The organism is Isoptericola haloaureus (assembly GCF_036689775.1).
In the GTDB taxonomy this organism is placed as follows: Bacteria; Actinomycetota; Actinomycetes; order Actinomycetales; family Cellulomonadaceae; genus Isoptericola; species Isoptericola haloaureus.
The window spans coordinates 886619-911025 of record NZ_JBAGLP010000118.1 but is presented as its reverse complement, the minus strand read 5'-3'; the positions used below and the strand labels follow the sequence as shown (position 1 = coordinate 911025).

25 protein-coding genes and 1 tRNA gene are annotated in these 24407 nt (G+C 75.0%); 16 read left to right on the top strand and 10 right to left on the bottom strand.

The window, feature by feature from the left end; translation table 11 throughout:
* Positions 1-8: 8 nt before the first annotated feature.
* Entirely contained in the window at positions 9-230 is a 222-nt protein-coding gene (locus V5O49_RS14350) for a hypothetical protein (RefSeq protein ID WP_332902795.1), read from the bottom strand.
* A gap of 125 nt (positions 231-355) precedes the next feature.
* Here V5O49_RS14350 and V5O49_RS14345 point away from each other — a divergent pair, with 125 nt between their 5' ends.
* Positions 356-1507 (top strand): chymotrypsin family serine protease, encoded by a 1152-nt coding sequence (locus V5O49_RS14345; protein ID WP_332902794.1) that lies wholly within the window; start codon positions 356-358, stop codon positions 1505-1507.
* Here the strand turns inward: V5O49_RS14345 and V5O49_RS14340 are convergent.
* Both V5O49_RS14340 and V5O49_RS14335 read right to left on the bottom strand, forming a co-directional pair.
* Positions 1450-2196, bottom strand: coding sequence for a GntR family transcriptional regulator (locus V5O49_RS14340; RefSeq protein ID WP_332902793.1), 747 nt, complete (start codon positions 2194-2196; stop codon positions 1450-1452). The genes V5O49_RS14345 and V5O49_RS14340 overlap by 58 nt on opposite strands.
* A 71-nt stretch (positions 2197-2267) precedes the next feature.
* On the bottom strand, positions 2268-2717 hold the full coding sequence (locus V5O49_RS14335; RefSeq protein WP_332902792.1) for a PTS sugar transporter subunit IIA: 450 nt from the start codon (positions 2715-2717) through the stop codon (positions 2268-2270).
* Between the two features lie 138 nt (positions 2718-2855).
* Between V5O49_RS14335 and ptsP the strand changes: the two genes are divergently transcribed.
* Positions 2856-4529: a phosphoenolpyruvate--protein phosphotransferase gene (ptsP, locus tag V5O49_RS14330; RefSeq protein ID WP_332902791.1), complete on the top strand. Its 1674-nt coding sequence runs from the start codon at positions 2856-2858 to the stop codon at positions 4527-4529.
* A 58-nt stretch (positions 4530-4587) separates the two neighbouring features.
* Here ptsP and V5O49_RS14325 read toward each other — a convergent pair whose 3' ends face one another.
* Both V5O49_RS14325 and V5O49_RS14320 read right to left on the bottom strand, forming a co-directional pair.
* Positions 4588-4869: an HPr family phosphocarrier protein gene (locus tag V5O49_RS14325; RefSeq protein WP_332902790.1), complete on the bottom strand. Its 282-nt coding sequence runs from the start codon at positions 4867-4869 to the stop codon at positions 4588-4590.
* A gap of 114 nt (positions 4870-4983) precedes the next feature.
* Complete coding sequence (locus tag V5O49_RS14320) at positions 4984-5820, bottom strand: aldo/keto reductase (RefSeq protein ID WP_332902789.1); 837 nt, start codon at positions 5818-5820, stop codon at positions 4984-4986.
* Positions 5821-5880: 60 nt separating this feature from the next.
* Between V5O49_RS14320 and V5O49_RS14315 the strand changes: the two genes are divergently transcribed.
* From V5O49_RS14315 to mnhG, 8 genes are all read left to right on the top strand, one after another.
* Positions 5881-6102, top strand: coding sequence for a hypothetical protein (locus tag V5O49_RS14315; protein WP_332902788.1), 222 nt, complete (start codon positions 5881-5883; stop codon positions 6100-6102).
* Between the two features lie 10 nt (positions 6103-6112).
* A complete protein-coding gene (locus V5O49_RS14310) occupies positions 6113-8149 on the top strand; it encodes an NHL domain-containing thioredoxin family protein (RefSeq protein ID WP_332902787.1) in 2037 nt (678 codons plus the stop codon).
* A 69-nt stretch (positions 8150-8218) separates the two neighbouring features.
* A complete protein-coding gene (locus V5O49_RS14305) occupies positions 8219-11122 on the top strand; it encodes a Na+/H+ antiporter subunit A (RefSeq protein WP_332902786.1) in 2904 nt (967 codons plus the stop codon).
* Positions 11119-11613, top strand: a complete 495-nt coding sequence (locus V5O49_RS14300; RefSeq protein ID WP_332902785.1) for a Na(+)/H(+) antiporter subunit C — start codon at positions 11119-11121, stop codon at positions 11611-11613. Before V5O49_RS14305 ends, V5O49_RS14300 begins: the two co-directional genes overlap by 4 nt.
* Entirely contained in the window at positions 11610-13229 is a 1620-nt protein-coding gene (locus V5O49_RS14295) for a Na+/H+ antiporter subunit D (RefSeq protein ID WP_332902784.1), read from the top strand. Before V5O49_RS14300 ends, V5O49_RS14295 begins: the two co-directional genes overlap by 4 nt.
* Positions 13226-13807 (top strand): Na+/H+ antiporter subunit E, encoded by a 582-nt coding sequence (locus tag V5O49_RS14290; RefSeq protein WP_332902783.1) that lies wholly within the window; start codon positions 13226-13228, stop codon positions 13805-13807. The genes V5O49_RS14295 and V5O49_RS14290 overlap by 4 nt, the downstream gene beginning before the upstream one ends.
* Positions 13804-14151 (top strand): MrpF/PhaF family protein, encoded by a 348-nt coding sequence (locus V5O49_RS14285; RefSeq protein ID WP_332902782.1) that lies wholly within the window; start codon positions 13804-13806, stop codon positions 14149-14151. Before V5O49_RS14290 ends, V5O49_RS14285 begins: the two co-directional genes overlap by 4 nt.
* Entirely contained in the window at positions 14148-14513 is a 366-nt protein-coding gene (gene mnhG, locus V5O49_RS14280; RefSeq protein ID WP_332902781.1) for a monovalent cation/H(+) antiporter subunit G, read from the top strand. Before V5O49_RS14285 ends, mnhG begins: the two co-directional genes overlap by 4 nt.
* Here mnhG and V5O49_RS14275 read toward each other — a convergent pair.
* Positions 14510-15154, bottom strand: coding sequence for an HAD family hydrolase (locus tag V5O49_RS14275; RefSeq protein ID WP_332902780.1), 645 nt, complete (start codon positions 15152-15154; stop codon positions 14510-14512). The two genes, mnhG and V5O49_RS14275, sit on opposite strands and share 4 nt — an antisense overlap.
* A 99-nt stretch (positions 15155-15253) precedes the next feature.
* Here V5O49_RS14275 and V5O49_RS14270 point away from each other — a divergent pair, with 99 nt between their 5' ends.
* Positions 15254-16114 carry a sugar phosphate isomerase/epimerase family protein gene (locus tag V5O49_RS14270; RefSeq protein WP_332902779.1) on the top strand — a complete coding sequence of 287 codons (861 nt, stop codon included), beginning with the start codon at positions 15254-15256 and terminating at the stop codon, positions 16112-16114.
* A gap of 45 nt (positions 16115-16159) precedes the next feature.
* On the opposite strand, the gene V5O49_RS14265 is transcribed toward V5O49_RS14270, so the two are convergent.
* Positions 16160-16765, bottom strand: coding sequence for a TetR/AcrR family transcriptional regulator (locus V5O49_RS14265; protein WP_278236213.1), 606 nt, complete (start codon positions 16763-16765; stop codon positions 16160-16162).
* Positions 16766-16817: 52 nt separating this feature from the next.
* Between V5O49_RS14265 and V5O49_RS14260 the strand changes: the two genes are divergently transcribed.
* From V5O49_RS14260 to V5O49_RS14250, 3 genes are all read left to right on the top strand, one after another.
* Positions 16818-17366, top strand: a complete 549-nt coding sequence (locus V5O49_RS14260) for a DinB family protein (protein ID WP_332902778.1) — start codon at positions 16818-16820, stop codon at positions 17364-17366.
* Positions 17367-17435: 69 nt separating this feature from the next.
* A complete protein-coding gene (locus tag V5O49_RS14255) occupies positions 17436-18446 on the top strand; it encodes a hypothetical protein (protein ID WP_332902777.1) in 1011 nt (336 codons plus the stop codon).
* Positions 18447-19184: 738 nt separating this feature from the next.
* Positions 19185-20231, top strand: a complete 1047-nt coding sequence (locus tag V5O49_RS14250; RefSeq protein ID WP_332902776.1) for a pirin family protein — start codon at positions 19185-19187, stop codon at positions 20229-20231.
* A gap of 76 nt (positions 20232-20307) precedes the next feature.
* Here V5O49_RS14250 and V5O49_RS14245 read toward each other — a convergent pair.
* A tRNA-Gly gene (locus V5O49_RS14245) sits at positions 20308-20378 on the bottom strand.
* Positions 20379-20516: 138 nt separating this feature from the next.
* Between V5O49_RS14245 and dcd the strand changes: the two genes are divergently transcribed.
* Both dcd and V5O49_RS14235 read left to right on the top strand, forming a co-directional pair.
* On the top strand, positions 20517-21092 hold the full coding sequence (dcd, locus tag V5O49_RS14240; protein WP_332902775.1) for a dCTP deaminase: 576 nt from the start codon (positions 20517-20519) through the stop codon (positions 21090-21092).
* Positions 21093-21193: 101 nt separating this feature from the next.
* Positions 21194-22321 (top strand): hypothetical protein, encoded by a 1128-nt coding sequence (locus tag V5O49_RS14235; protein ID WP_278236218.1) that lies wholly within the window; start codon positions 21194-21196, stop codon positions 22319-22321.
* A gap of 9 nt (positions 22322-22330) precedes the next feature.
* On the opposite strand, the gene V5O49_RS14230 is transcribed toward V5O49_RS14235, so the two are convergent.
* Positions 22331-22846, bottom strand: coding sequence for a methylated-DNA--[protein]-cysteine S-methyltransferase (locus tag V5O49_RS14230; RefSeq protein WP_332902774.1), 516 nt, complete (start codon positions 22844-22846; stop codon positions 22331-22333).
* Positions 22843-24372 carry an AlkA N-terminal domain-containing protein gene (locus V5O49_RS14225; protein WP_332902773.1) on the bottom strand — a complete coding sequence of 510 codons (1530 nt, stop codon included), beginning with the start codon at positions 24370-24372 and terminating at the stop codon, positions 22843-22845. The genes V5O49_RS14230 and V5O49_RS14225 overlap by 4 nt, the downstream gene beginning before the upstream one ends.
* Positions 24373-24407: the final 35 nt, after the last annotated feature.

The window sequence follows — 24407 nt, the reverse complement described above, 5'->3', positions numbered from 1 at the left end:
CGCCTGGCTCAGCGCGTGGCCCGGGGCAGCGGCACCGGGTCACGCGTCCAGGCGACCGTCACGGCGTTGCCCGTGGCCTGCTGCCAGCGGGCGACCAGGGTCGCGTCGGCCTGCCACCGGGCGCTCGGCTCGAGCAGGGCGACCTCGCGGTAGTCCCTCAGCGCGGCGAGGTCGTGGCTCAGAGCCCAGCGGACAGCGGCGCGCACGTCGGTGACCGTCGGATTCCTCATCACACCCAAGAGAGGGTCCAGGACGGGATCCATGACGTGATTCACGACACTTTCTCGGACTTTTCCGTTCCTGCACCCGGCGCGCCCGCCGGACCCGTCGTCGACGGGTGGGTGAGACTCGCGGCATGGATCTGACCCAGGCGCGCGAGATCAAGGCCCAGCTCACCGGCTACGCCCGTGACCTGGCGGAACGCTACGGGGTCGCCGTCGGTCCGCAGTCCGCGGCCACGACGGCCCCCGACCCGGTGCGTGCCCCCACGCTCGCGATCGGCCTGGCCCCCGCCGGACGGTCCGGCGAGTTCGAGATCGCCGTGCGCTACCGGCTCGGCCTGCCGGCGGCCCGCGCCGTCGTCCGCCGGATCGCCGCCGAGGCGGGGCCGTCGCCCGACGTGCGGCGCACCGGCCGCATCCGCCGGCTCGGCCCCGGACGGCGGGGGTCCACCCGCGACCCCGGTCTCGACCCGCAGCCGCCGGTCGCCACCGCCCTCGCCGTCGGGGAGACGGGCCGTGTGCGTCCGCTGCGCCCCGGGGTGTCGCTCGCGCACGTCGACGTCACCGCCGGCACGCTCGGCGCGTTCGTGGTGGCCGACCCGGCGTGCACGGCCGTTGGGCACCTGCCCGGCGGCCCGGGCGCCCTCTACGCGCTGTCGAACCGGCACGTGCTCGACGGCGTCCCCGGCGACGGGGTGCTCCAGCCCGGGCCCGCGGACGGCGGTCGCGACCCCGTCGACCGCGTCGGCGCCGTCGCGGCCGTGGTGCCGCTGGCCGCGGGGGAGCGCGCGGCGGTCGACGCCGCCGTCGCCCTGCTGGACTCCGCGGAGGTGGACCCGACCTACCCGGTGGGTCCCGTGACGACGACGGCGGAGGCGGTGCCCGGCGACACGGTCGAGAAGATCGGGCGGACCACCGGCCACACGCACGGGCGGGTCAGCGCCGTGGAGATGGACGACGTGCTGGTCGGGTACGGGCCCGAGCTCGGCGTCCTGGCGTTCGACGGCCAGATCGAGGTGGAGTCGACCGGCACCGGGCCGTTCTCCCGGGGCGGGGACTCCGGGTCGCTCGTGTACCGCCACGACGCCACCGCCCTGGGGCTGCTGTTCGCCGGCTCGGAGACCGGGGGGCCCCACGGGACCGGGCTGACGTACGTGAACCCGATCGGCGCCGTCGTCGGTGCCCTGGGCGTGCGCCTCCTCGGAGCGGCCGGCCAGGACCGCACGGGTCAGGACCACACGGGGACGGGCGAGCGGGCCTCGCCGAGCGGGACGAACACGCTGTAGCGGTCGCCCCGGTAGGAGAACCGCGAGTGGATGAGCGGCGTCTGCGCGGCGTACGTGCGCCGCTCGATCCGCATCACGGCGTGCGTCCCCGTCATGCTCAGGAGCCGGCACTCGGTGTCGGTGGCGTCGGCGGCCGTGATCGTCTCGTCGCCCCCGGTCGGGACGTGGCCGCGGCGCCGCAGCTCGGCGTCGAGGCTCTCCGGCACCCCGTCGTCGAGCAGGTCGGGCGCGAGAGCGGCCGGGATCCAGGCGTCCTCGACCGCCCAGGGCTCACCGTCGGCGGTGCGGACCCGCAGCACCCGGTGCGCGTCGTCGCCGGGCCGCAGCGCCAGGACGTCCGCCACCGCGGCCGGGCAGGGGCGTGTCGCGGCCTCGAGCACCTGCGAGCCGGGTGTCATGCCGCGGCGCCGCACCTCCTCGCCGAAGGTCGTCAGGCGCATCTCGAGGTCGGCCGGCGGGGGTGCCACGAACGTGCCGCGGCCCTGCGCCCGCTCCAGCAGCCCGTCGACGACGAGGGCGTCGATCGCCTGCCGGACCGTCATGCGCGAGACGTCGAAGCGTTCCCCCAGGGCGCGCTCGGACGGGATCGCGTCGCCCACGGCGAGCTGGTCCACGAGCTCGGCCAGGTAGGCGCGGACCACGCGGTACTTCTGACCGGTCCCGTGCCGGCCGGCGGGGCGCGTCGCCATCGTCGAGTCGTGTCCTCCCTGACACCGCCGGACCTCGGACGGGTCGTCCGCCACAGTCTGCCACCGACCGCTCACGGCACGGCGAGCAGGGGGTCCCTGGGCTCGACCGCCGCCCCGGGCGCGGCGCGCAGCTCCACCTGCTCCGGGGACGCCTCCAGCAGCACCACCGGGCACACCGCCGAACGTCCGCCGTCACGCACCTCCGCCGGGTCCCACTCGACCATGAGCTGACCCGTGACCACCGCGTCGCCTTCGGCGACGTGGACGGTGAACCCCGCCCCGCCGAGCTGGACGGTGTCGATCCCCAGGTGCACCAGCACCGCCGGACCGGACGGCGGCTGCACCACGAAGGCGTGCGGGTGCAGCTTGACCACCCGCCCGTCGACCGGTGCCAGGACCTGCGACCCCGCGGGCTCGACGGCGGTGCCGGGGCCGACCATCCCGGCGGAGAAGACCGGGTCCGGGACCTCGCCGACCTCGACGACGGTCCCGGCGACGGGCGAGCTGACGAGCAGGGTCATCGGTCCTCCTGGGATTCGGGGGCGGCGCAGTGCCGGGTCCTTGACACAGGGTGCCGCATCCGACAGCGTGCGAGACACACGACGGCTCGGTGACGCGCGGGTGCGGGACCGGTGGGGCGGACGGAGGCCACGGAAGCGATGAGCACCACTCTCTCAGGAGCGCCGGTCAGCCCCGGCCGGGCCGCCGGCCCGGCCGCGACCATGCCCCCGCCGGTGCCCGAGCCCCGCACCACGCGGCTCGGCGGCGAGGACGTCGAGGCCGCCGTCGGGCACCTCACCGCCGCCGCCCGCGACGTGCGGGACGAGCTCACCGACCGGGCGGGACGGGCGACCGGCACCGCGGCCGACCTGCTCGCCGTCACCGCGGCGATGGCGGCGGACCCGGCCCTGGTGGCGGACGCCGAGCGCCGCATCCGGAACGACCACCTCACCCCGGAGCGCGCGATCTGGGACGCCGCGCGCGGCCTGATCAAGCAGTTCGAGAAGCTCGGCCCGCCGCTGGCCGAGCGCGCCCGCGACGTGGGGGACGTCCGCGACCGCATCGTCGCCGAGCTCATCGGCGTCCGCCCGCCCGGCGTCCCCCGCCTGGACCACCCGTTCGTGCTCGTCGGGGACGACCTCGCCCCGGCCGACACCGCCACGCTCGACCCCGAGGTCGTCCTCGGCGTGGTCACCAGCGGCGGTGGGCCGACCTCGCACACCGCGATCCTCGCCCGGGCGCTGGGGATCCCCGCCGTCGTGGCGGTCCGCGGCGCCGAGGAGATCGCCGACGGCGACACGGTGCTGCTCGACGGGTCCGCGGGGGTCGTGGTCCTCGACCCCGACCCCGACACCGTCGCGGCCGCGCAGCAGCACGAGGCGGAGCGGCGGGTGTTCGACGGCACCGGGCGCACCGCCGACGGCACGCGGGTCGAGCTGCTCGCCAACGTCGCCGACCCGGCCGGGGCGCAGGCCGCGCTCGAGGCGTCGGCCGAGGGCGTCGGGCTGTTCCGCACGGAGTTCTGCTTCCTCGGCCGCAGCACCGAGCCGGGAGTCTCCGAGCAGGTGGCCGCCTACCGCCAGGTGCTCTCCGCCTTCCCGCGGCGCAAGGTCGTGGTGCGCACCCTCGACGCGGGGGCCGACAAGCCGCTGCCCTTCGTCACCGCCGACGGCGAGCCGAACCCGGCGCTCGGGGTCCGCGGCCTGCGCACGGCGGCCGCGCGGCCCGGGGTGCTCGACCGGCAGCTGCAGGCGATCGCCGTGGCGGCCGAGGCCGAGAACGCCGAGGTGTGGGTGATGGCCCCGATGGTCGCCACCGCCGGCGAGGCCGCCGACTTCGTCGCCGCGTGCGAGGCGCACGGGCTGCGGACCGCCGGGGTGATGGTCGAGGTGCCCGCCGCGGCGCTGCGGTCCGCCGACGTGTTCGCGCACGCAGCCTTCGGCTCGGTCGGCACCAACGACCTCATCCAGTACACGATGGCGGCCGACCGCATGCTCGGCGAGCTCGCCGCCCTGTCCACGCCGTGGCAGCCCGCGGTGCTGGATCTGATCCGCGCGACCTGCGCCGGTGCCGCCCAGCACGACCGTCCCGTCGGGGTGTGCGGCGAGGCGGCGGCGGACGCCACCCTCGCGCCCGTGCTCGTCGGCCTCGGCGTGCGGTCGCTGTCGATGACGCCGCGGGCGCTCGCCGACGTCGCGGCGGTCCTCGAGCGGGTCACGTTCGACGAGTGCGTCGACCTCGCGCGGCTGGCCCTGGCCGAGTCCGACCCGATGGCGGCGCGGCACGCGGTGCGGGACGCGATCCGGCCGGTGCTCACCGACCTCGGGCTCTGACGGGGCCACCGGCCCGGCACGGCCCAGGATGGCCCAGCGCGTCCCGGGACGGCTCGGCTCAGGACGGCTGGGGGTCGCGGAGGAACTCCTCGAGCCGGTCCAGCACGGCGGCGGCCGTGTCCTCGTCGGCCCCCGCGCCCTCGTCGACCGAGAGCGTGACCGAGGTGCCGGCGTCGGCCCCGAGCGTCATCACCGCGAGGATGCTCGCGGCGTCGACGGGGTCGCCGCCGTCCCGGGCGATCCGGACGGGGACGGGCTGGGACGCCGCGAGGCGGGTGAACAGGGCCGCCGGGCGGGCATGCAGTCCCTCGCGGATCGCGACGACGGTGTGGCGCTCCATGACGACATTCTGCCCGCTCCCACCCGCGTTGTGGGCATGAAATCTGCAATCTCGAGCCGGAGATCACCTGCAGATTTCATGCCCACAACGCGCGTCCGCGCGTGGCGGAGCGTCTCAGCGGTCGGTCCGGTTCTCGGTGTCGGGGTGGGAACCCTGCCGCTCGCCGCGGTCCAGGGCGGTGATCGCCGCGACCTCGTCCTCGCTCAGCTCGACGTCCACGGCCCGCAGGTTCGAGGCGATGCGCGACGGCGTCACGGACTTGGGGATGACGACGACGCCGCGGGCCAGGTGCCAGGCGAGCACGACCTGGGCCGGCGTCGCGCCGTGGTCCTCCGCGATCCCGGTGATCACCGGGTCCTCGAGCACGGCGCCGCGACCGAGCGGCGACCAGGCCTCGGTGGTGATGCCGTGGCTCTCGTCGAAGTAGCGCACGTCGGCGTTGGTGAACCACGGGTGCATCTCGATCTGGTTCACCGCGGGCACGACGGTGGACTCGTCCAGGAGGGTGCGCAGGTGGGCGGGCTGGAAGTTGGACACCCCGATGGCGCGGGCGCGGCCGGAGCGCAGGATCTCCTCCAGCGCCCGCCACGCCTCGAGGTACCGCCCGACGGCGGGCAGCGGCCAGTGGATGAGGAACAGGTCCACGAACTCGAGCTGCAGCTCCGACAGGGTCCGGTCGAAGGAGGCGAGGGCGTCGTCGTAGGCGTGGTGGCCGTTGTTCAGCTTGCTCGTCACGAAGACCTCGCCACGCGGCAGGCCGGAGGCCGCGATGGCGTCGCCGACGCCCCGCTCGTTGCGGTACATCTGCGCGGTGTCGATGTGCCGGTACCCCGCCTCGAGGGCGCTGAGCACGGCGTCGCGGGTCTCGTCGTCGCCGATCTTGTAGGTCCCGAAGCCGAGCTGGGGGATCGGGACGCCGTTGTTCAGGGTCACGGTGGGAATCGTCGTCACCGGTCCATCGTGGCACTGCTGGGCGCCGCGGGGGACAATGGTGCCCAGGAGGTGGTGGCGATGGCCACGATCGACCAGGCCCGTGCCGCCAAGCGGTCGCTGCGGGAGCGCATCGCGCAGGTCGACGGAGTCTGCGGAGTCGGGCTCGCCCAGCGCGGCGACGCCCACGACTGGGTGCTGCAGGTGAACGTCACCACGGTCGGGGCGCGCAAGGACGTCCCGCCGGCGGTCGAGGGCGTGCCGGTGCGGGTGCACGTGGTGGGGGCCGTCCAGGCGCTGTGACAATGGGGCGGTGAGCACCACCCCCACCCTGCCCAAGGTCCGCGCGTCCGAGCTCGTCGGCCGTGGCTGGTTGAACACCGGCGGCCGCGACCTGGACCTGGCCGCCCTGCGCGGCAAGATCGTCGTGCTGGACTTCTGGACCTTCTGCTGCCTGAACTGCCTGCACGTCCTGGACGAGCTGCGCGAGCTCGAGGAGGCGCACCGCGACGTCCTGGTGATCGTCGGCGTGCACTCGCCCAAGTTCGCCCACGAGGCCGACCCGGACGCCCTGGCCGCCGCGGTCGAGCGCTACGACGTGCGCCACCCCGTCCTGGACGACCCGGAGCTCGTGACCTGGGACGCCTACACGGCGCGGGCGTGGCCCACGCTGGTCGTGGTCGACCCGGAGGGGTACGTCGTGGCCCAGATGGCCGGGGAGGGTCACGCCTCGGCGGTGGAGGCGCTGGTGCGCGACCTCGTGGCCGAGCACGACGCGAAGGGGACCCTGCACCGCGGTGACGGCCCCTACGTGCCGCCGACGCCGGAGCCGACGACGCTGCGGTTCCCCGCGGCGGCGCTGACCCTGCCGGGCGGCACCCTGCTGGTGGCGGACGCCGGGCACCACGCGCTGGCCGAGCTCGCGCCCGACGGCGAGACCCTGGTGCGGCGCATCGGCTCCGGCGAGCGGGGCCTGGCCGACGGCGGCCCCGGCCCCGACGGCACCCACGCCGCCCGGTTCAGCGAGCCGAACGGGTTGTGCCTCGTGCCCGAGAACCTGCGCCCGCAGCTCGGCTACGACGTCCTGGTGGCCGACACCGTCAACCACACCCTGCGCGGTGTACACCTGGAGTCCGGTCAGGTGTACACCGTCGCCGGGTCCGGTCACCAGTACATGGTCGGCGGTCAGGAGAACGTCGAGCTGCCGGGCCGGGCACCCCGCGCGCACGCCGCCGACGAGGAGCTGCCCGCGACGTCGGTCCGGCTCTCCTCCCCGTGGGACGTGGCCTGGTCCGGTCCGCTGGGCGCGTTCGTGGTCGCGACGGCCGGGAACCACACCCTGTGGGCGTTCGACCCGGTGGCGTTCGACGGGCACGGCAGCCTGCGCCTCCTGGCGGGCACGATGAACGAGGGGCTCGAGGACGGGCCCGGCGAGCAGGCGTGGTTCGCCCAGCCCTCCCGGCTCGCGCCGACCCTCGACGACGACCGCCGGCCCGACGGCGGGTTCTGGCTCGCCGACGCCGAGACCTCGGCGCTGCGCCGGGTCGTGCCCGCCGACGACCGGGCCGACGACCTGGCCGACGACCCGGCCGACACCCCCGGCGGCAGCCCCGCCGTCGTGGTGCGCACCGCCGTCGGGCAGGGGTTGTACGACTTCGGGCACCGGGACGGAGCCGCCGACCAGGCGCTGCTGCAGCACCCCCTCGGGGTCGCCACGCTGCCGGACGGGTCCGCCGTCGTCGCCGACACCTACAACGGCGCGCTGCGCCGGTACGACCCGCGCTCCGGCCAGGTCACCACCCTGGCGACCGCGCTGGCCGAACCGAGCGACGTCGTCGTGCAGGCCGACGACACCGCCGTGCACCTGCTCGTCGTCGAGTCCGCCGCGCACCGGCTGACCCGCGTGGCGCTGCCCGCGGACCTGGCCGGCGAGGTGCTGGACGCCGGCGCGCACCGCGTCGCCCGGGAGGCGACCGCGATCAGCGGCGGAGCGGTGCACCTCGAGGTGCCGTTCACCCCGGCGCCCGGCCAGAAGCTCGACGACCGCTTCGGACCGTCGACCGAGCTGCGGGTCAGCGCCACCCCGCCCGAGCTGCTGCTCGACGGCGCCGGCGACGGCACGGACCTGCGGCGCGTCCTGCGCGTCGACCCCGCCGTCGGTGAGGGCGTCCTGCACGTCACCGCCAAGGCGGCCTCCTGCGACCTGCCCCCGGACGACGTGGTGCTCGGCCCGGACGGCGAGCCGGAGGACTTCTTCCCGGCCTGCCACCTCGCCCAGCAGGACTGGGGAGTGCCGGTGACGGTCGCGGCCGACGGTGCCGCGACGCTCACCCTGCCCCTGCGCGGCTGACCTCCGTCGGGACGGCACGCCCCGGCACCGTTAGAGTCATGTCCCCGCCCCACGACCGGACGGAGTGCCGTGCTGCCAGTCCTGCTGCTGACGTTCGCACTGGCCCTGGCGGCGCCCGTCCTCGTGGCCCGGCTCGGCCGGCGTGCGTTCTGGATCCTCGCCCTGGGTCCTGCCGCCGCCGCGGGCTACGCGCTGGCGAGCACGACGGCGGTGCTGGACGGCCGGTACCCGGTCACCAGCATCCCGTGGGTGCCGGGGCTGGACCTGTCCCTGGACCTGCGCCTCGACGCGCTGTCCTGGCTCATGCTGCTCGTCGTGGGCGGGGTCGGCGCCCTGGTGCTGGTGTACTGCTCGGCCTACTTCGCCCGGGACGCGTTCGGCACCGGGCGGTTCGCCGCGACGCTCACCGCGTTCCCGGGAGCGATGATCGGCCTGGTGGTCGCCGACGACCTGCTGCTGCTCTTCGTCTTCTGGGAGCTGACCACGGTCTTCTCCTACCTGCTGATCGGCCACTACGCCGACCGCAAGGCGTCGCGGCGGGCCGCGATGCAGGCCATCGTCGTCACCACGGCCGGCGGGCTGGTCATGCTGGTCGGGCTCATCGTGCTCGGCGTCTCGACCGGCACCTGGCGGCTCTCCGAGGTCGTGGCCGCGCCGCCCACGGGAACCGCCGCCGTCGTGGCGTCGCTGTGCCTGGTCGCCGGCGCCGCGACCAAGTCGGCGCTCGTGCCGTTCCACTTCTGGCTGCCCGCCGCGATGGCGGCGCCCACGCCGGTCTCGGCGTACCTGCACGCCGCGGCGATGGTGAAGGCCGGCGTCTACCTGGTGGCGCGGTTCGCGCCCGGCCTGTCCGGGGAGCCGGTGTGGCGCTGGTCGGTCGTCGCCCTCGGCGGGGCGACCCTGCTCGTCGGCGGCTACCGGGCGCTGCGCCAGCACGACCTCAAGCTCGTGCTGGCCTTCGGCACGGTCTCCCAGCTCGGTCTGCTCGTGCTGCTGCTCGGGCTGGGGACGCGGGCGGCCGCGCTCGCGGGGCTGGCCCTGCTCGGCGCGCACGCCATGTTCAAGGCGACGATGTTCCTCGTGGTCGGGGCCGTCGACGTCGCGACCGGCACGCGTGACCTGCGCCGGCTGTCCGGGCTGTGGCGGGCCATGCCGGTCACGGCCGCCGCCGGGCTGCTGGCCACCGCCTCCATGATCGGGGTGCCGCCGACGGCGGGCTACGTCGCCAAGGAGGCCGCCCTGGAGGGGCTCTGGCACGACGTGACCCACGGGGCGGACGCGCTGGAGGTGGCCGCGCTGGCCGCCGTCGTCGTCGGCTCGATCCTCACCGTGACCTACGGCCTGCGGTTCTGGTGGGGCGCGTTCGGCACCAAGGCGTCGCCGGCCGACGGCGGCGCGCCCGACGGTGGCACCCCGGCCGTGCCGCACCGCCGCCAGCCCGTGCTCCTGGTCGCGCCGCCCGCGGTGCTCGCCCTCGGCGGCCTGCTCGTCGCGCTCGTGCCGTCGGCCGGGGAGCGTGTGCTGGCCCCCTACGCCGACACCTACCCGGCCGGCGACCCCGGACACCTGGTGCTGTGGGGCGGCCTGACGCCCGCGCTGGCGACCTCCGCCGTCGTGCTCGCAGCGGGTGCCGTGCTGTTCTGGCAGCGCGTGCGCGTGGAGCGCTGGCAGGCCGCGCTGCCGTCACTGCGCGGCGCGGACGTCGTCTACCGGCGGTCCATGCGCCGCCTCGACGACCTGGCCGCCGACGTCACCGGCGCCACCCAGCGCGGTTCGTTGCCGTTCTACCTCGGCATCGTGCTGGTGGTCCTCGCCGTGGCCCCCGGCGCGGTCATCCTGTCGGGGCTGCTCTCGGGCAGCACGGTCGCCGTCGACGTCGTGCCGTGGGACCGGCCGGCGCAGGCCGCGGTCGTGGGGATCGTCGTCGTGGCGGCCGTGCTCGCGACGCGCGCCCGGCGGCGGCTCAAGGCCGTCGTCCTGGTCGGGGTGGCCGGCTACGCCAACGCCGCGCTGTTCCTGCTGCACGGTGCGCCGGACCTCGCCCTGACCCAGGTCCTCGTCGAGACGGTGACGCTCGTGGTGCTGGTCCTCGTGCTGCGCCGCCTGCCGCCCTACTTCACCGACCGGCCGCTCGCCGTCAGCCGGTGGGTGCGCCTCGCCCTGGGCGTGACGACGGGGGTGGTCATGATGGCGCTCACCCTCGCGGCTCCGCTGGCGCGCGTGCAGCAGCCCATCAGCGTCGACTTCCCCGCGGAGTCCGTCGAGTACGGCAGCGGGCGCAACATCGTCAACGTCACGCTCGTCGACATCCGCGCCTGGGACACCGTGGGCGAGCTGTCGGTGCTGCTCGTCGCCGCCACGGGCGTCGCGTCCCTGGTCTTCCTGCGCCAGCGCAGCGGAGCGGTGCTGCGGCTGTCCCGGGCACCCGGCGCCGACCGCGACGACGGCGGCCCGCGCCGCGGCGTGTGGCTCGCCGCCGGCCGCACCCTGACGCCCGAGCGACGGTCGGTGATGTTCGAGGTCGTCACGCGACTGGTCTTCCACGCGATGGTCGTGTTCGCGCTGTTCCTGCTGTTCAGCGGCCACAACTCCACCGGCGGCGGGTTCGCGGCCGGCATGGTGGTGGGGATCGCCCTGGCGGTGCGCTACCTCGCCGGCGGCCGGTACGAGCTCGGCGAGGCGATGCCCGTGCCGCCGGGCCTGCTGCTCGGCACCGGCCTGTTCCTGTCGGCGGGCGTGGGGCTCGTCGCCCTGCTGGGCGGCAACGAGGTGCTGGAGAGCTTCACCTACGACGTCCACGTCCCCCTGCTGGGCGACGTCCACCTGGTGACGTCGCTGTTCTTCGACGTCGGGGTGATGCTCCTGGTGGTCGGCCTCGTCCTGGACCTGCTGCGCACGCTCGGCGCGGAGATCGACCGGCAGGGCGAGCTGCCGGAGAACGTCGTGGCCGTCGTGGGGGAGGGGTCGCGATGATCGTCCTGGAGAACACCCCGTCCGCCGTGCTCGTGCTCGCCGTCGGCGTGCTGTGCGGCGCCGGCGTCTACCTCCTGCTGGAGCGCCCGCTGACGCGGGTCCTGCTCGGGTTCATCCTGCTCAGCAACGGGGTGAACCTCATGCTGCTCGTCGCGGGCGGCCGGGCCGGCGCGTCGCCGATCGTCGGCAACGCGGGCGACGAGCCGATGAGCGACCCGCTGGCGCAGGCCATGACCCTCACCGCGATCGTCATCACCCTCGGGCTGTCGGCGTTCATCCTGGCGCTCGCGTACCGGTCCTGGCAGCTGCACGGCCACGACGAGGTCGCCGACGACGTCGAGGACCGCCGCGTCGCCCGGCAGGCGGCGCTCAACGCCCCCGCCTACGAGGACGCGGACGCCGCCGAGACCGGCGAGTCGCTCGACGAGGAGGCCGCCACGGTGCACGACGAGGTCGCGGGCGACGACGCCGGGACGGAGGCGGACCGATGATCCCCGCCGCCTGGGGTCCCGAGACCCTCGTCCCGCTGCCGGTGCTCGTGCCGCTGTTCGCCGCGGGCCTGACGCTGGCGCTGCACCGGTACGCCAACGTCCAGCGCACGATCTCCGTCGTCGCGCTCGTCGCGGCGACCGCGGCCTCCGTGGGACTCGTGTTCGCGGCCGACGGCGGTCCCGTCGTCGTCGACGTCGGCGGCTGGGCCGCACCGGTCGGCATCGCGCTGGTCGCCGACCGGCTGGCCGCCCTGATGCTCACGGTCAGCGGCGTCATGCTGCTGTGCGTGCTGCTGTACTCGCTGGGTCAGGGCGTGCCCGAGAGCGAGGCGGAGACCGTCGACGAGGCGCGGGTCGGCGGCGCGATCCCGGTGGCGATCTTCCACCCGACCTACCTGGTGCTGGCCGCCGGCGTCTCCAACGCGTTCCTCACCGGGGACCTGTTCAACCTCTACGTCGGGTTCGAGATCCTGCTCGCCGCCTCGGCCGTGCTGCTGACGCTCGGCGGGACCGCCGAACGGGTCCGGGCCGGGTCGGTGTACCTCATCGTGGCGCTGGCGTCCTCGGTGCTCTTCCTTGCGGCGATCGCCCTGATCTACGCGGCCACCGGCACGATCAACATGGCCCAGCTCGCCGTGCGCCTGCCCGAGATCGACGACACCGTCCGCGTGGCCCTGCAGCTCCTGCTGCTGCTGGCGTTCGGCATCAAGGCGGCCGTCTTCCCGCTGTCCTTCTGGCTGCCGGACTCCTACCCGACGGCACCCGCGCCGGTCACCGCGGTGTTCGCCGGCCTGCTGACCAAGGTCGGCGTGTACTCGATCCTGCGCACCCAGACGCTGATCTTCCCGGACAGCCCGGTCGTGGACCAGATCCTGCTCGTCGTCGCGCTGGCCACCATGGTGATCGGCATCCTCGGCGCCGTGGCCCAGAACGACGTCAAACGGCTCCTGTCCTTCACGCTGGTCAGCCACATCGGGTTCATGATCTTCGGCGTCGCGCTGGCCTCGGAGGCCGGGACCGCCGCCGCGATCTTCTACGTCGTGCACCACATCTCGGTGCAGACGGCGCTGTTCCTCGTGGTGGGGCTGGTCGAGTGGCGCGGCGGGTCCACGTCGCTGGACCGGCTCGGCGGGCTGGCCAGGCTCGCCCCGCTGCTGGCGGTGCTGTTCTTCGTCCCGGCGCTGAACCTGGCGGGCATCCCGCCGCTGTCGGGGTTCCTCGGCAAGGTCGGGCTGCTCACCGAGGGGGTGCGCGACGGCACCCCGCTGGCGTGGGCCCTCGTGGTGGGTTCCGTGGTGACCTCCCTGCTGACCCTCTACGCGGTGGTCAAGGCGTGGAACAAGGCGTTCTGGCAGACGGCGCCCGTCGAGATCCCCGAGCACGCCCCGATGCCGCGCAGCATGGTCTGGCCGGCCGCGGCCCTGGTGACCTTCGGCGTCTCGCTGACCGTCGTCGCGGGCCCGCTGTACGGGTACGCCGACCGCTCCGCGGCCACGACGATGGACGGGTACACCTACATCGAGGCCGTGTACCCGGGCGGGTCCGACCGGGGCACGGGGCAGTCCGTGGACGTCACGGACGCCCAGACCGACGGCTCGGACGGGGGTGACGGATGACCGGCGCCGAGTCGGAGCACGCGCGGGGCGGCCTCGGCCGTGTCCTGGCCCAGTGGCCCGCCCTGGTCGGGCTCACCCTGGTCTGGGTGCTGCTGTGGGGGCAGCTCTCGTGGGGGAACGTCGTGGGTGGACTGCTGCTGGCGGTGCTCGTCGTCGTCGCCTTCCCGCTGCCGCCGATCCCGTCGCGGGGGACGTTCCGCCCGGTGCCGTTCGCCGGTCTGCTCGGCCGGTTCGTCACCGACCTCGTGGTGGCCTCGTTCCAGGTCGCGTGGGTCGCGGTCCGGCCCGGGCCCCAGCCCCAGGGCGCCGTCGTGCAGGTCCGGCTGCGCAACCCGGACGACGTCTACCTCACGACCACGGCCGTGCTGTCCACGCTGGTTCCCGGCTCGATGGTCGTGGAGGCCGAGCGGGACACCGGGATGCTGTCCGTGCACGTGCTGGACATCGAGCGCTCCGGCGGCCCGGACGGGGTGCGGCAGTACCTGCTGGACCTGGAGGACCGGGTGCTGCGCAGCTTCGCGCCCCGGGACGTGCTCGCGCGCTGCGCGGCGCAGGACGGGACGGAGGGGACCGGATGACCGTCGTCGTCGTGGTGGCCGCGGTGATGGTGGCCGTGGCCGCGCTGCTGGCCCTGGTGCGCATCGAACGCGGGCCGTCGATGCTCGACCGCGCGCTCGGGCTGGACCTGCTCGCGGCGACCCTCGTCGGCGCGATCGCGATCGAGGCGGCCTGGAACCGGCGGACCGAGACCATCCCGATCCTCGTCGCCCTGTCCCTCGTGGGCTTCGTCGGCTCCGTGGCCATCGCGCGGTTCGCCGCCCGGGAGCCGTCGCGCGCGGAGCGCCGGGCCGTGGACGACCGGGCTGCGGACGACCGGGCTGCGGACGACCGGACCGCGGACGACCGGGAGGAGGACCGATGACCGAGGTCGAACCGGGCTTCTGGACGACCGTCGCCGACGTGGTCGCCGCCGTGAGCCTGCTCGCCGGGGCGTTCCTGACCCTCGCGGCGGCGGTCGGCGCGCTGCGCTTCGACTCGTTGCTGGCGCGCATGCACGCGATCACCAAGCCGCAGGTGCTCGGGCTGGTCCTGCTGCTGCTCGGGCTCGCGCTCCGGGTCCGCAGCTGGTCGGCGGTGGCGATGCTCGTCCTGGTCGTCGTCTTCCAGCTCGCGACGGCGCCGGTGTCCGCCCACCTGGTCAGCCGTGCCGGCTTCCGCACCGGCAAGGTCGACCCGGACACGCTGGTGCCCAACGAGATGGACCCCGAGGCGCGCCGGGACTAGCGGGTCAGCAGGGCCAGGAGCTCGTGCAGGGAGTCGACGACGTCGACCCGCGCGGCCTCGGGGCGGGTCGCGTGCCAGTAGCCCCACGGGCCGCGGCGGATCAGCACGGGCCGCATCCCGGCGTCGGCGGCGGGGAGCACGTCGTTGTCCAGCCGGTCGCCCACGTAGGCGATCTGGGACGCCGGGTGGCCGGCGAGGTCCGCGACCCGCGCGAAGAACTCGGGCGCGGGCTTCTCCACCCCCCACTCGTCGGAGGTGCGGATGCTGTCCACGGGCAGGTCCATCGCCTCGAGCGCCGCCCGGGCCTGGGGTGGCTGGTTCCCGGCGACGACGACGGCGAGACCGGCCTCGCGCAGTGCGGCCAGCGCCGGCCGGACGTCGGCGTAGAGGTCGTCGGCGTCGAAGTTCTCCCGCAGCCCCTCGGGATCCTCCAGCGCCCACCGGGCCATCTCGGCGTGCAGGTCGAGGCCGGGTCGGGCGAGCGAGAAGGCGTCCGCCAACGGTCGGTCGGTCGCCGCGCAGGCCCCGACCAGCCCGAGGAACGTGCCGCGCGGCACGTCGAGCCGGTCGGCCCACCGCGAGAAGATCCGGGTCTCGTCGATCAACGTCTCGCCGACGTCGAACACCACCGCGCGCACCATGGGACGCAGCGTAACCGGCGCCCCGCGACCGCAGCGGCCGGGGGCATTCGGGGGTAACGTGTCCAGCGTTCTTTCAGGTGGCCGACCTAGGGTGGCGACATGGCCGAGACGCCGATTCCCGTGACACTCTCCACCGCGTCGGTGTACCCGCGTCGCGCGGCCTTCGCCTTCGAGGCGGCCGCCGAGATCGGGTACGACGGCGTCGAGGTCATGGTCTGGTCGGACCCCGCGACGCAGGACCCGGCCGCGCTCTCCCGGCTGGCCGAGAGGTCCGGGGTGCCGATCCGGTCCATCCACGCCCCGACGCTGCTCATCAGCCAGCGGGTGTGGGGGCGGTCCCCGGCGGACAAGCTGGCCCGCACGGTGGACATGGCCGCCGAGCTCGGCGCCGGCACCGTCGTCGTGCACCCCCCGTTCCGCTGGCAGTACAAGTACGCCCGCGGGTTCGAGGAGCAGGTGCGCGAGCTCAACGCCTCCGGCCCGGTCACCGTGGCGGTGGAGAACATGTACCCGTGGCGGCCGCACTCCCGCCTCGACCGGGAGCTCAAGGCGTACCTGCCGGGCTGGGACCCGTCCGAGCACGACTACGACGCCGTCACGCTCGACCTGTCGCACGCCGCCATCGCCCAGCAGGACGGCCTGGACCTCGTCCGCGAGTTCGGGGACCGCCTGCGGCACCTGCACCTGGCCGACGGCACGTTCAACATCCGCGACGAGCACCTGGTCCCGGGCCGCGGCGACATGCACTGCGACAAGGTCCTCACCGAGCTGGCCCACAACGGCTTCAGCGGCGACGTCGTGCTGGAGATCTCCACCCGCAAGGCCCGCGACGCCCACGAGCGGCACACCGACCTGGTGGCGGCCCTGGAGTTCGCCCGTGCCTACCTCGCTCCGGTCCCGGTGCCGTACACGCCGCCGGAGCCCGAGCACCGCCACCGGCCGTCCGACGCCTGGTGGTGAGCGCCCGGGGGTGAGCCGGGCGCGCGACCCGCTGCGGTCGGTCGCTCAGGCCGCCATCTGGGGCCGCGCGCCCACCGCGCGCAGCACGAACGTCTCGGTCGCCCGGATGGTGCGCTCGCGCCCCTCGGGGTCGCTGGGGATGAGACGCCCCGACAGGCAGGCGTTGACGAGCTGTACGGTGGGCTCGATGTCCTGGGGCGGGAAGGCGCCCGTCTCGACGCCCTCGCGCAGGATGCGCTTGAGGATCGACTCGACGATCTCGGCGTGCTCGCGCAGCCGGGCCTGGGTGGTCCGCGACAGCACGGTGCGCAGGTCCGGACCCGGCGCGAGGTGGAAGACCGTCGTCAGCTGCGCCTGCTGGCGGATGTAGGTGCGCAGCTGCATGACGGGGTCGTCGACCTCGGTCAGCGCGCGCTCCAGGGTGTGGGCGTACTGCTCGGTCTCGTGGGTGATGAAGCCCAGCAGCAGGGCTTCCTTGTCCGCGAAGTGGTTGTACACGGCGGTGCGCCCCACGCCGGCGGCCTGCGCGATGTCGGCCAGCGTGATCGTGTCGAACCCCCGCTCGGCCATGAGCGTGGACAGCGCCGCGAACAGCTTGTGCCGGGTCATCTGGCGGTGCTCGTGAAGACTCTTGCCGATGATCTTGGGCATGCTGACAGCATAGGGCCCCGCCGTCAGGTCGGTGCCCGGTATCGTGCCGGCTGTGAGCGACGACACTTCGCCCGTCGAGGCGGACCCGATCGTGCCGGACACCAAGGACTGGACCTGGGTGGTCGAGCGACCGTGCCCCGCGTGCGGGTTCGACCCTGCCGACGTCGACCCCCTCGCCGTGGGGGACGCCGTGCGGGCCCTCGTGCCGCGCTGGCGGGCCGTCCTCGCCCGGCCCGGTGTGCGCCGTCGTCCCGCCCCGCAGGTGTGGTCCCCGCTGGAGTACGGCGCCCACGTACGGGACGTCTTCGGGGTCTTCGACGAGCGGCTCGCGCTCATGCTGGCCACCGACGGGGCGGCCTTCGCGAACTGGGACCAGGACGCCGCGGCGCTCGCGGGCGGGTACGCCGCCCTGGACCCGGCCCGGGTCGTCGACGAGCTCGCCGTCGCGGGTGCCGCGGTCGCGGACCGGTTCGACACCGTGGCGGAGGAGGACCTGGAGCGCGTCGGGCGGCGCTCGAACGGCTCGGTGTTCACGGTCCGCACGTTCGGGCGGTACTTCCTGCACGACGTCGTCCACCACCTGGACGACGTCGACGGCTGAGGCGAGTCGTAACACGGTCGTCACACGAGGGGGTCCCCGGGGAACGCCGAGGGGAGTAGCGTCCGCGACATGTCGTACGTCCAGGCCCTCGTCCCCCCGGAGCACGCGTCGAACCACCTGCTCGTCCTGCCCGGCACGACCGACGTCGCCGTCGTGCGTCGCCTGGCGGAGGCATGGTTCGCGGACGTCCGCTGGCTCAAGGAGCCGGAGGCCCGGTCCGGGGCGCAACCGATGACCGGTGCCCGCTTCCGCGGGATGACGGCGGCACCGGCCGACCCCCAGGACGTCGGGCCCGGCGTCCTGGGCATCGGGGCCGACCACGGCGCGGCCGGACCCTTCACCGGGTCGCAGGACGCGGCGGCCCAGCTCGGGATGCCGGAGGGGGTCCGCGTCTTCGCCCTCGGCCGGGTCGACGGGATGTTCGACCGGCGTGGCGGCCGGCCCGCCTCGCTCGACGACCGGGACGGCATCGCCCGGGCTTTCGCCGCCGGTCTGCCGGAGGGCGAGGAGCTCCGCCTGGTCCAGTGGGGGGTGGCGGTGGCCCGCAAGCTCGGTGGCCTCGTCCTGGCCGACGGTCGGCAGCTCCTGCGGCCGGACCCGGGCGGCTCGGTGGACCTGCGGCTGTTCTCGGCGCACCCGATCGCCTCGGCCGACCTGCTCGCCCTGCTGCGGTCCGTGGTGGCGACGGCGGAGCTCGACGCGGAGTCGGTGGGTCCTGACGGCTCGGCCACCTTCCGGCTGGTGGCGCGGACGCCGTACGACGGCACCCTGACCCTGGACGCCCAGCGCGTGGACCGCGTGCCCCGGGCGCTGGTCGACATCGACCCCGCCGAGTACGGGCCGTTCGCGGTGACGGTCCGCTGGGTCCCCCAGGACCCCTACGAGCTCCGGCTCGAGCAGCCCTCCGGGCTCCACGTCATCGCGCGGACGCGCATGCGGGCCATGGCCGCCCGGCTGGCCCTGCTGACGCACGCCCGGACCGGTGGCGTGCTGGTCGACGACGGTGCGTTCGTCGCCACGACGGCCGAGATCGAGCGGCGCCTGGACGACCAGCAGTCCTCGACGCGGGCGTGGGTCTGACCAGCGAGTTGTCCACAGGTGTGTGGATCCGCGTCGAGCGTGGTACTGTCCGCGCCGCTCTCCGGTGAACGCTGCGCGACCTGCCGGTGCCGCGCCGCCGCGGACCGGCCTCCTGCGTCGTCCCTGATGTCCCGGAACCCCGAGATCCTGCGGTTCTGAGCAGTTTTCCGGGCGCTTGTCAGCACGTCATCCGGCCTGCCGGGCGTGGCGTCCGTCGCCAGGTGCCGGGCTGCTGCAGGGTTCTCGTCCACAGATTTTGTCCACAGCGCTGTGGACGGTGTGGGGATTCCGCGGCTCCCGTTGTGGACGAGCCTGTGGCCGGAGAATCCGCCCTCCACACCCCTTGCAGAGCGACGTGCGCCGGTCTAAAAACGATGTAACGGTCTCGGCGAGGAGCACCTCCCGGCCCCGCCCATCAGCGGGTCGGGACCCCCCGACGGGACGACGGTCGACCGGAGAACGACGGGCCGATCCGCACCGAGTGCGGGCCGCGGGTGACGACGCGGGTGTCCGGGCGTGGCCGGAAGACCACCCACGTCCGGGTCTCCTGTGGAGAACGCGGAGGTCGGGGCGCCGACGCACCAGGCCCCGGCTCCCACGACAGGAGCCCCGGGGCTGTGACGTCGACACGGCGCCCCGACAGCGATCGCGCGGGGAACGTGGTTCCTGCCGAGGCCCCCGGCCGTCCCGGGGGCCTCGGCCATGTCCGGGAGCGCTGCCGCGCGTAGGCTCGCCGCCATGAGCAACCTGGAGCTGCGTCCCGCCGAACAGGTCTGCACCGTCGGCGACGCCCCTGCCGACGTCGAGATCCTCACCGCGCGCGAGGTCCCGCTGGGCGGCCCCCGGGCGATGACGGTCCGCCGGACCATCCCGCAGCGCCGCCGGTCCCTCATCGGCGCGTGGTGCTTCAGCGACCACTACGGGCCCGACGACGTCTCCTCCTCGGCCGGGATGCAGGTGCCGCCGCACCCCCACATCGGGCTGCAGACGGTGTCCTGGCTCTTCGCCGGCGAGATCATGCACCGCGACTCGGTGGGCTCCCAGCAGCTCGTGCGGCCCGGGGAGCTGAACCTCATGACCGCGGGGCACGGGATCTCCCACTCGGAGGAGTCCCCGGCCTCGACGCCCGACCACCCGCGGCCGCCGACGCTGCACGGCGTGCAGCTGTGGACGGTGCTGCCCTCGGGCGACGCCGCGACCGCACCGCAGTTCGACCACCACGCCGACCTGCCCGTCGCCGACGTCGACGGCGCGCGGGTGCGGGTGTTCCTCGGCGCGCTGCAGGTCGGCGGTCGCGAGCTGCGTTCGCCCGCCCGCACGTACTCCCCGCTCGTGGGGGCCCAGCTCGACGTGCCGGCCGGCACGCGCCTGGAGCTGGACGTCGACGTCGCCTTCGAGCACGGGCTCCTGGTGGACGCGGGGGAGGCGACCTTCGAGGGCACATCGGTGCCGCCCGCCGACCTCGCCTACGTCGCCCCCGGCCGCGACCGCCTCGTCGTGGGCGCGGGGGCGACCCCGGTGCGTGCGGTCCTCCTCGGCGGCGAGCCCTTCACCGAGGACGTCGTCATGTGGTGGAACTTCGTCGGCCGTACCCACGAGGACGTCGCGGCGGCGCGGGCCGACTGGACGGCTCAGCTCGCCGATCGCCCCGACGGGGAGACCGGCTACGTGGACGGCGCGGCCGGGCGCCGGTTCGGTCGGGTGGACGGGTACGACGGCGGACCCCTGCGTGCTCCGACGCTGCCCGACGTCCGGCTCAAGCCCCGCCGGCAGCCGCCGCGCTGACCGGGCCCCGACGCGACGAGGCTCCGACGCGACGAGGCCCCGTACCGGATCCGGTACGGGGCCTCGTCGAGCAGCGAGCGGGTGACGGGAATCGAACCCGCGCTGTCAGCTTGGGAAGCTGAAGTTCTACCATTGAACTACACCCGCGTGACGCACCGACGTCGATGCGCGCACGGCGATCATACCCAACAACGGCCCGTGTCCCGAATCCGCTCCGGCACCGCGCGGCGGACCACGGCGCGGACCGCGCGGCGGGGCGCCGTCGGCCCGGCTACCGTGTGCAGCGTGCTGCTCTCCGACCGCGACATCCGGGCCGAGCTGGACGCCGGACGCGTCGCCCTGGACCCGTACGACCCGGCGATGGTCCAGCCGTCGAGCATCGACGTGCGCCTGGACCGGTTCTTCCGCCTGTTCGACAACCACCGGTACCCGTTCATCGACCCGTCCCAGGAGCAGCCGGAGCTGACCCGGCTGGTCGAGGTCGAGCCCGGCGAGCCACTGGTGCTGCACCCGGGGGAGTTCGTCCTCGGGTCCACGTACGAGACGGTCACCCTGCCCGACGACGTCGCCGCCCGGCTGGAGGGCAAGTCCTCGCTCGGCCGGCTCGGCCTGCTGACGCACAGCACCGCCGGGTTCATCGACCCGGGCTTCTCGGGGCACGTCACCCTCGAGCTGAGCAACGTCGCCACCCTGCCGATCACGCTCTGGCCGGGCATGAAGATCGGCCAGCTCTGCTTCTTCCGGCTCTCCTCCCCGGCCGAGCACCCCTACGGCTCGGCTCGGTACGGCTCGCGCTACCAGGGCCAGCGGGGCCCGACGGCGAGCCGCTCCTGGCAGTCCTTCCACCGCACCGACGTATGACCGGGGTCGGCGACACCGGGGGCCGACGTCGGTACGCTCGGTCCCGCCGCGCCGGCGACGTCCGTCGGCCGGACTCCCGGACCCGGAAGGAACGTCGCCTGATGGCCCAGACCTCGTCCCCGTCCCTGCCACCGCTCCCGCGCGCGTCCACGCAGGGGCACCAGGCGCGGCACCTGCTCGCCGTGCCGGACGACGTGACGGTCGACGAGGTGGAGGTGCTGGCCCTGTCGCGGTTCGGCGGCACCCGCTGGGACGTCGCCCCGTCGGACCTGCCGGGCGCGGACCTGCCCGCGGGCCGGATCGCCGGACCCGGTGAGCCCGGCGTGCTGCGCCTGACCCGGCACAGCCACGTGCACGGGCCCTACGCTCCGCGGGGCGACGGGTTCGAGCCCGGCCTGCCGGCGCGCACCGCCCTGGTCTTCGACGTCGTCTGCCCGCGCGAGCGTTGGGACGACCCGCCGTTCCCCGGTGGCGGCGACCGCGACGGTCTCGCCCGGGCGTTCCCGGCAGGGCTGCCGAACCGCGAGGAGGAACGCGTCGTGCAGTGGCTGATCGCCGCCGCCCGACGCCTCGGCGGCTCGGTGCGCCTGGACGTGGCGGGCCTGTGGGACCCGGCCGAGACCCAGCGGCGCGCCGCCGGCGCGGGGGTCGTGCTGACCCCGGACCCGGGGGCGTCGGTCGACCTGACGGTGTGGTCCGACGTGTGGCTCGACCCGCAGGCCGCCCACCGGGTGCTGCAGGAGGTCCACCCGCGAGTGGTCCTGGCCACCCAGGGCGCCGACTACCAGGGGCCGCCGGAGGGCATCGCGGAGAAGCCGCTCTACCCGGGCGAGAAGCTCGACCCGGAGCTGCGGCGCGAGCTGCACGCCCGGGCCGACGACTTCGACATCGCCGCCCTGCAGGCACCGGTCGTGCTGGACGGCTACGGGCTGACGATCGACCTGGGTCACGACGGCTGGGTGACCGTGGAGGTCATGGGCGACGAGGTGCTGCCGCTGCTCGTCAAGGAGCTGCCCTGGGCCGCGAGCGGGGCGATCTGCTACCGCGTCGTGTGGGACCCGCCGGACCAGTTCGAGGCGCAGATGGAGTTCCCCCAGCCCGGTCTGGTGGTGGCCCGCAAGCGGGCGGCCGACCTGGTGGGCAAGGTCGCCGCCGCGATCCACGCCGCCGTCGGCGGGGAGATCGCCGACGAGTCGGAGTTCCTGCTGGCGCCGGAGGACCTGGCCTGACGCGCCGCCTCAGGCGGCCGCTGCGGCCCGCTCGCGAGCCAGCAGCGACTCCTTGACCGCGGTCCCGTACCGGAACCCGCCGAGCGTGCCGTCGGTGCGCAGCACACGGTGGCACGGCACGAACAGTGCGGCCGCGTTGTGCGCGCACGCCCCCGCCGCCGCGCGCACCGCCGCGGGCCGCCCCGCACGGCGGGCGTACTCGGTGTAGGTGACGGGCTCGCCGGGTGCGACCTCGCGCAGCACGTCCCAGGCGTGCTCGCGGAACGGGCCGGAGCGCTGGACGACGTCGACCCGGGCCACGGCGCCCAGGTCGCCCGCGTAGTACGCCCGGACCGCCGCGGCCGGGGCGGCGACGGCGGGGTCGGTGGTGTCGACGACGGGCACCGCCGCCGGGCGCAGGTCCCGGTGGACGAGCCCGACCAGGGCGGGGACGTCCGCGGTCCAGCCCGAGGCGAGCACGACGCCGTCGTCGGCGACGAGGCTGAAGGGTCCGTCCGGGGTGTCGAGGGTGGTCGCGGCGATCATGCGGTGGTCCTTTCGTCCACGGGTGCGGCAGCGGCCCGCCACACGTGCCGGGCGGCGTAGGAGCGCCAGGGGGCCCAGCGGTCGGCCCGGGTGGCGAGCGCGGCCCGGTCGTCGGGCAGTCCGAGCCGGCGGGCGCCGGTCCGCAGGGCAGCGTCCCCGTCGAGCCAGACGTCGGGACGGCCCAGGACACGCAGCGTCACGTACCCGGACGTCCACGGTCCGATGCCGTGCCGCGCCTCGAGCGCGGCGCGCAGCTCGTCGGCGTCCGCGCCGAGGTCGACCGCCAGGGTGCCGTCGGCCAGCGCGTCGGCGGTGGCGACCACGGTGCGACGCTGCCGGGCCGGGAGCGCCAGGCTGGCGCCGTCGTCGGCCGCGACCTGCGCGGCGGTGGGGAACAGCCGGGTGAGTCCGGCGACCGTCGACCGGTAGGGCGTGCCGGCCGCCGCCGCGAGCCGGTTCAGGTGCGTCCGCGCGGCAGCCACCGAGATCTGCTGACCCACGACGGCGCGGACGACGATCTCGTGCGGGTCCGCGGCCCCCGGCATCCGGACGCCCGGGGTCGCGGCGACGGACGGGGCGAGCGCGGGGTCGGTGGCCAGCGCGGTGTCGACGGCGACGGGGTCGGCATCCAGGTCGAGCAGCCGGCGTACCCGCGCCACCGCGGTGGCGACGTCCTGCAGCGAGGCCAGCTCGAGGTGGGCGGCGAGGCGTCCCGGTCCGACGGCGGGACCGGCGGTGACGGCGACGGCGCCGGGCCCGTGCGGCAGGTGCAGGGTGCGCGCGTAGCGGGCTGCGTCGTCGTGCACGGTCGCGGACTCCGCCCCGTCGACCGCCCGCGCGGCGAGGTAGGCGATCGTCCCGGCCGCGTCGAAGGGCTCCCGCACGGGCAGCGTCAGGTCGAGGTGGACGCGGTCGCCCTCGGTGCCGGCGCCGCTCACCGTGCCGGGGCGCACCGAGCGACGGCTCCGCAGGGCGGTCGGGGTGGTCGCGTACACGGCGCGCACGGTGTCGTTGAGCTGGCGGATGCTCCCGAACCCGGCGGCGAACGCGACGTCGGCGACCGGCAGGTCCGTGCCCGTCAGCAGGGTGCGCGCTGTCTGCGCGCGCTGGGCGCGGGCGAGCGTGAGCGGTCCGGCGCCGAGCTCGGCACGCAGCAGGCGGTGCAGGTGGCGCGTGCTGTAGCCGAGCCGGGCGGCCAGGCCGGCCACGCCCTCGCGGTCCACGACGCCGTCGGCCACGAGCCGCATGGCCCGGCCGGTGGCGTCGCCGCGCAGGTCCCAGGCGGGGGTGCCCGGGCTCGCCTCGGGCAGGCATCGCTTGCAGGCGCGGTAGCCGGCGTGGTGCGCGGCCGCCGAGGTCAGGTAGAACGTCACGTTCTCCGGCTTGGGCGTGCGGGCGGGGCACGACGGGCGGCAGTAGATCCCGGTGCTGCGCACGGCGGTGACGAACTGGCCGTCGAACCGGGCGTCGCGCGCGGCGATGGCGCGGTATCGCTCGGTCCAGCGGGTGTCGGTCGTGGCGGGCACGACCTCATCGTCACCCGCCCGCCCCCGGGGTGGCT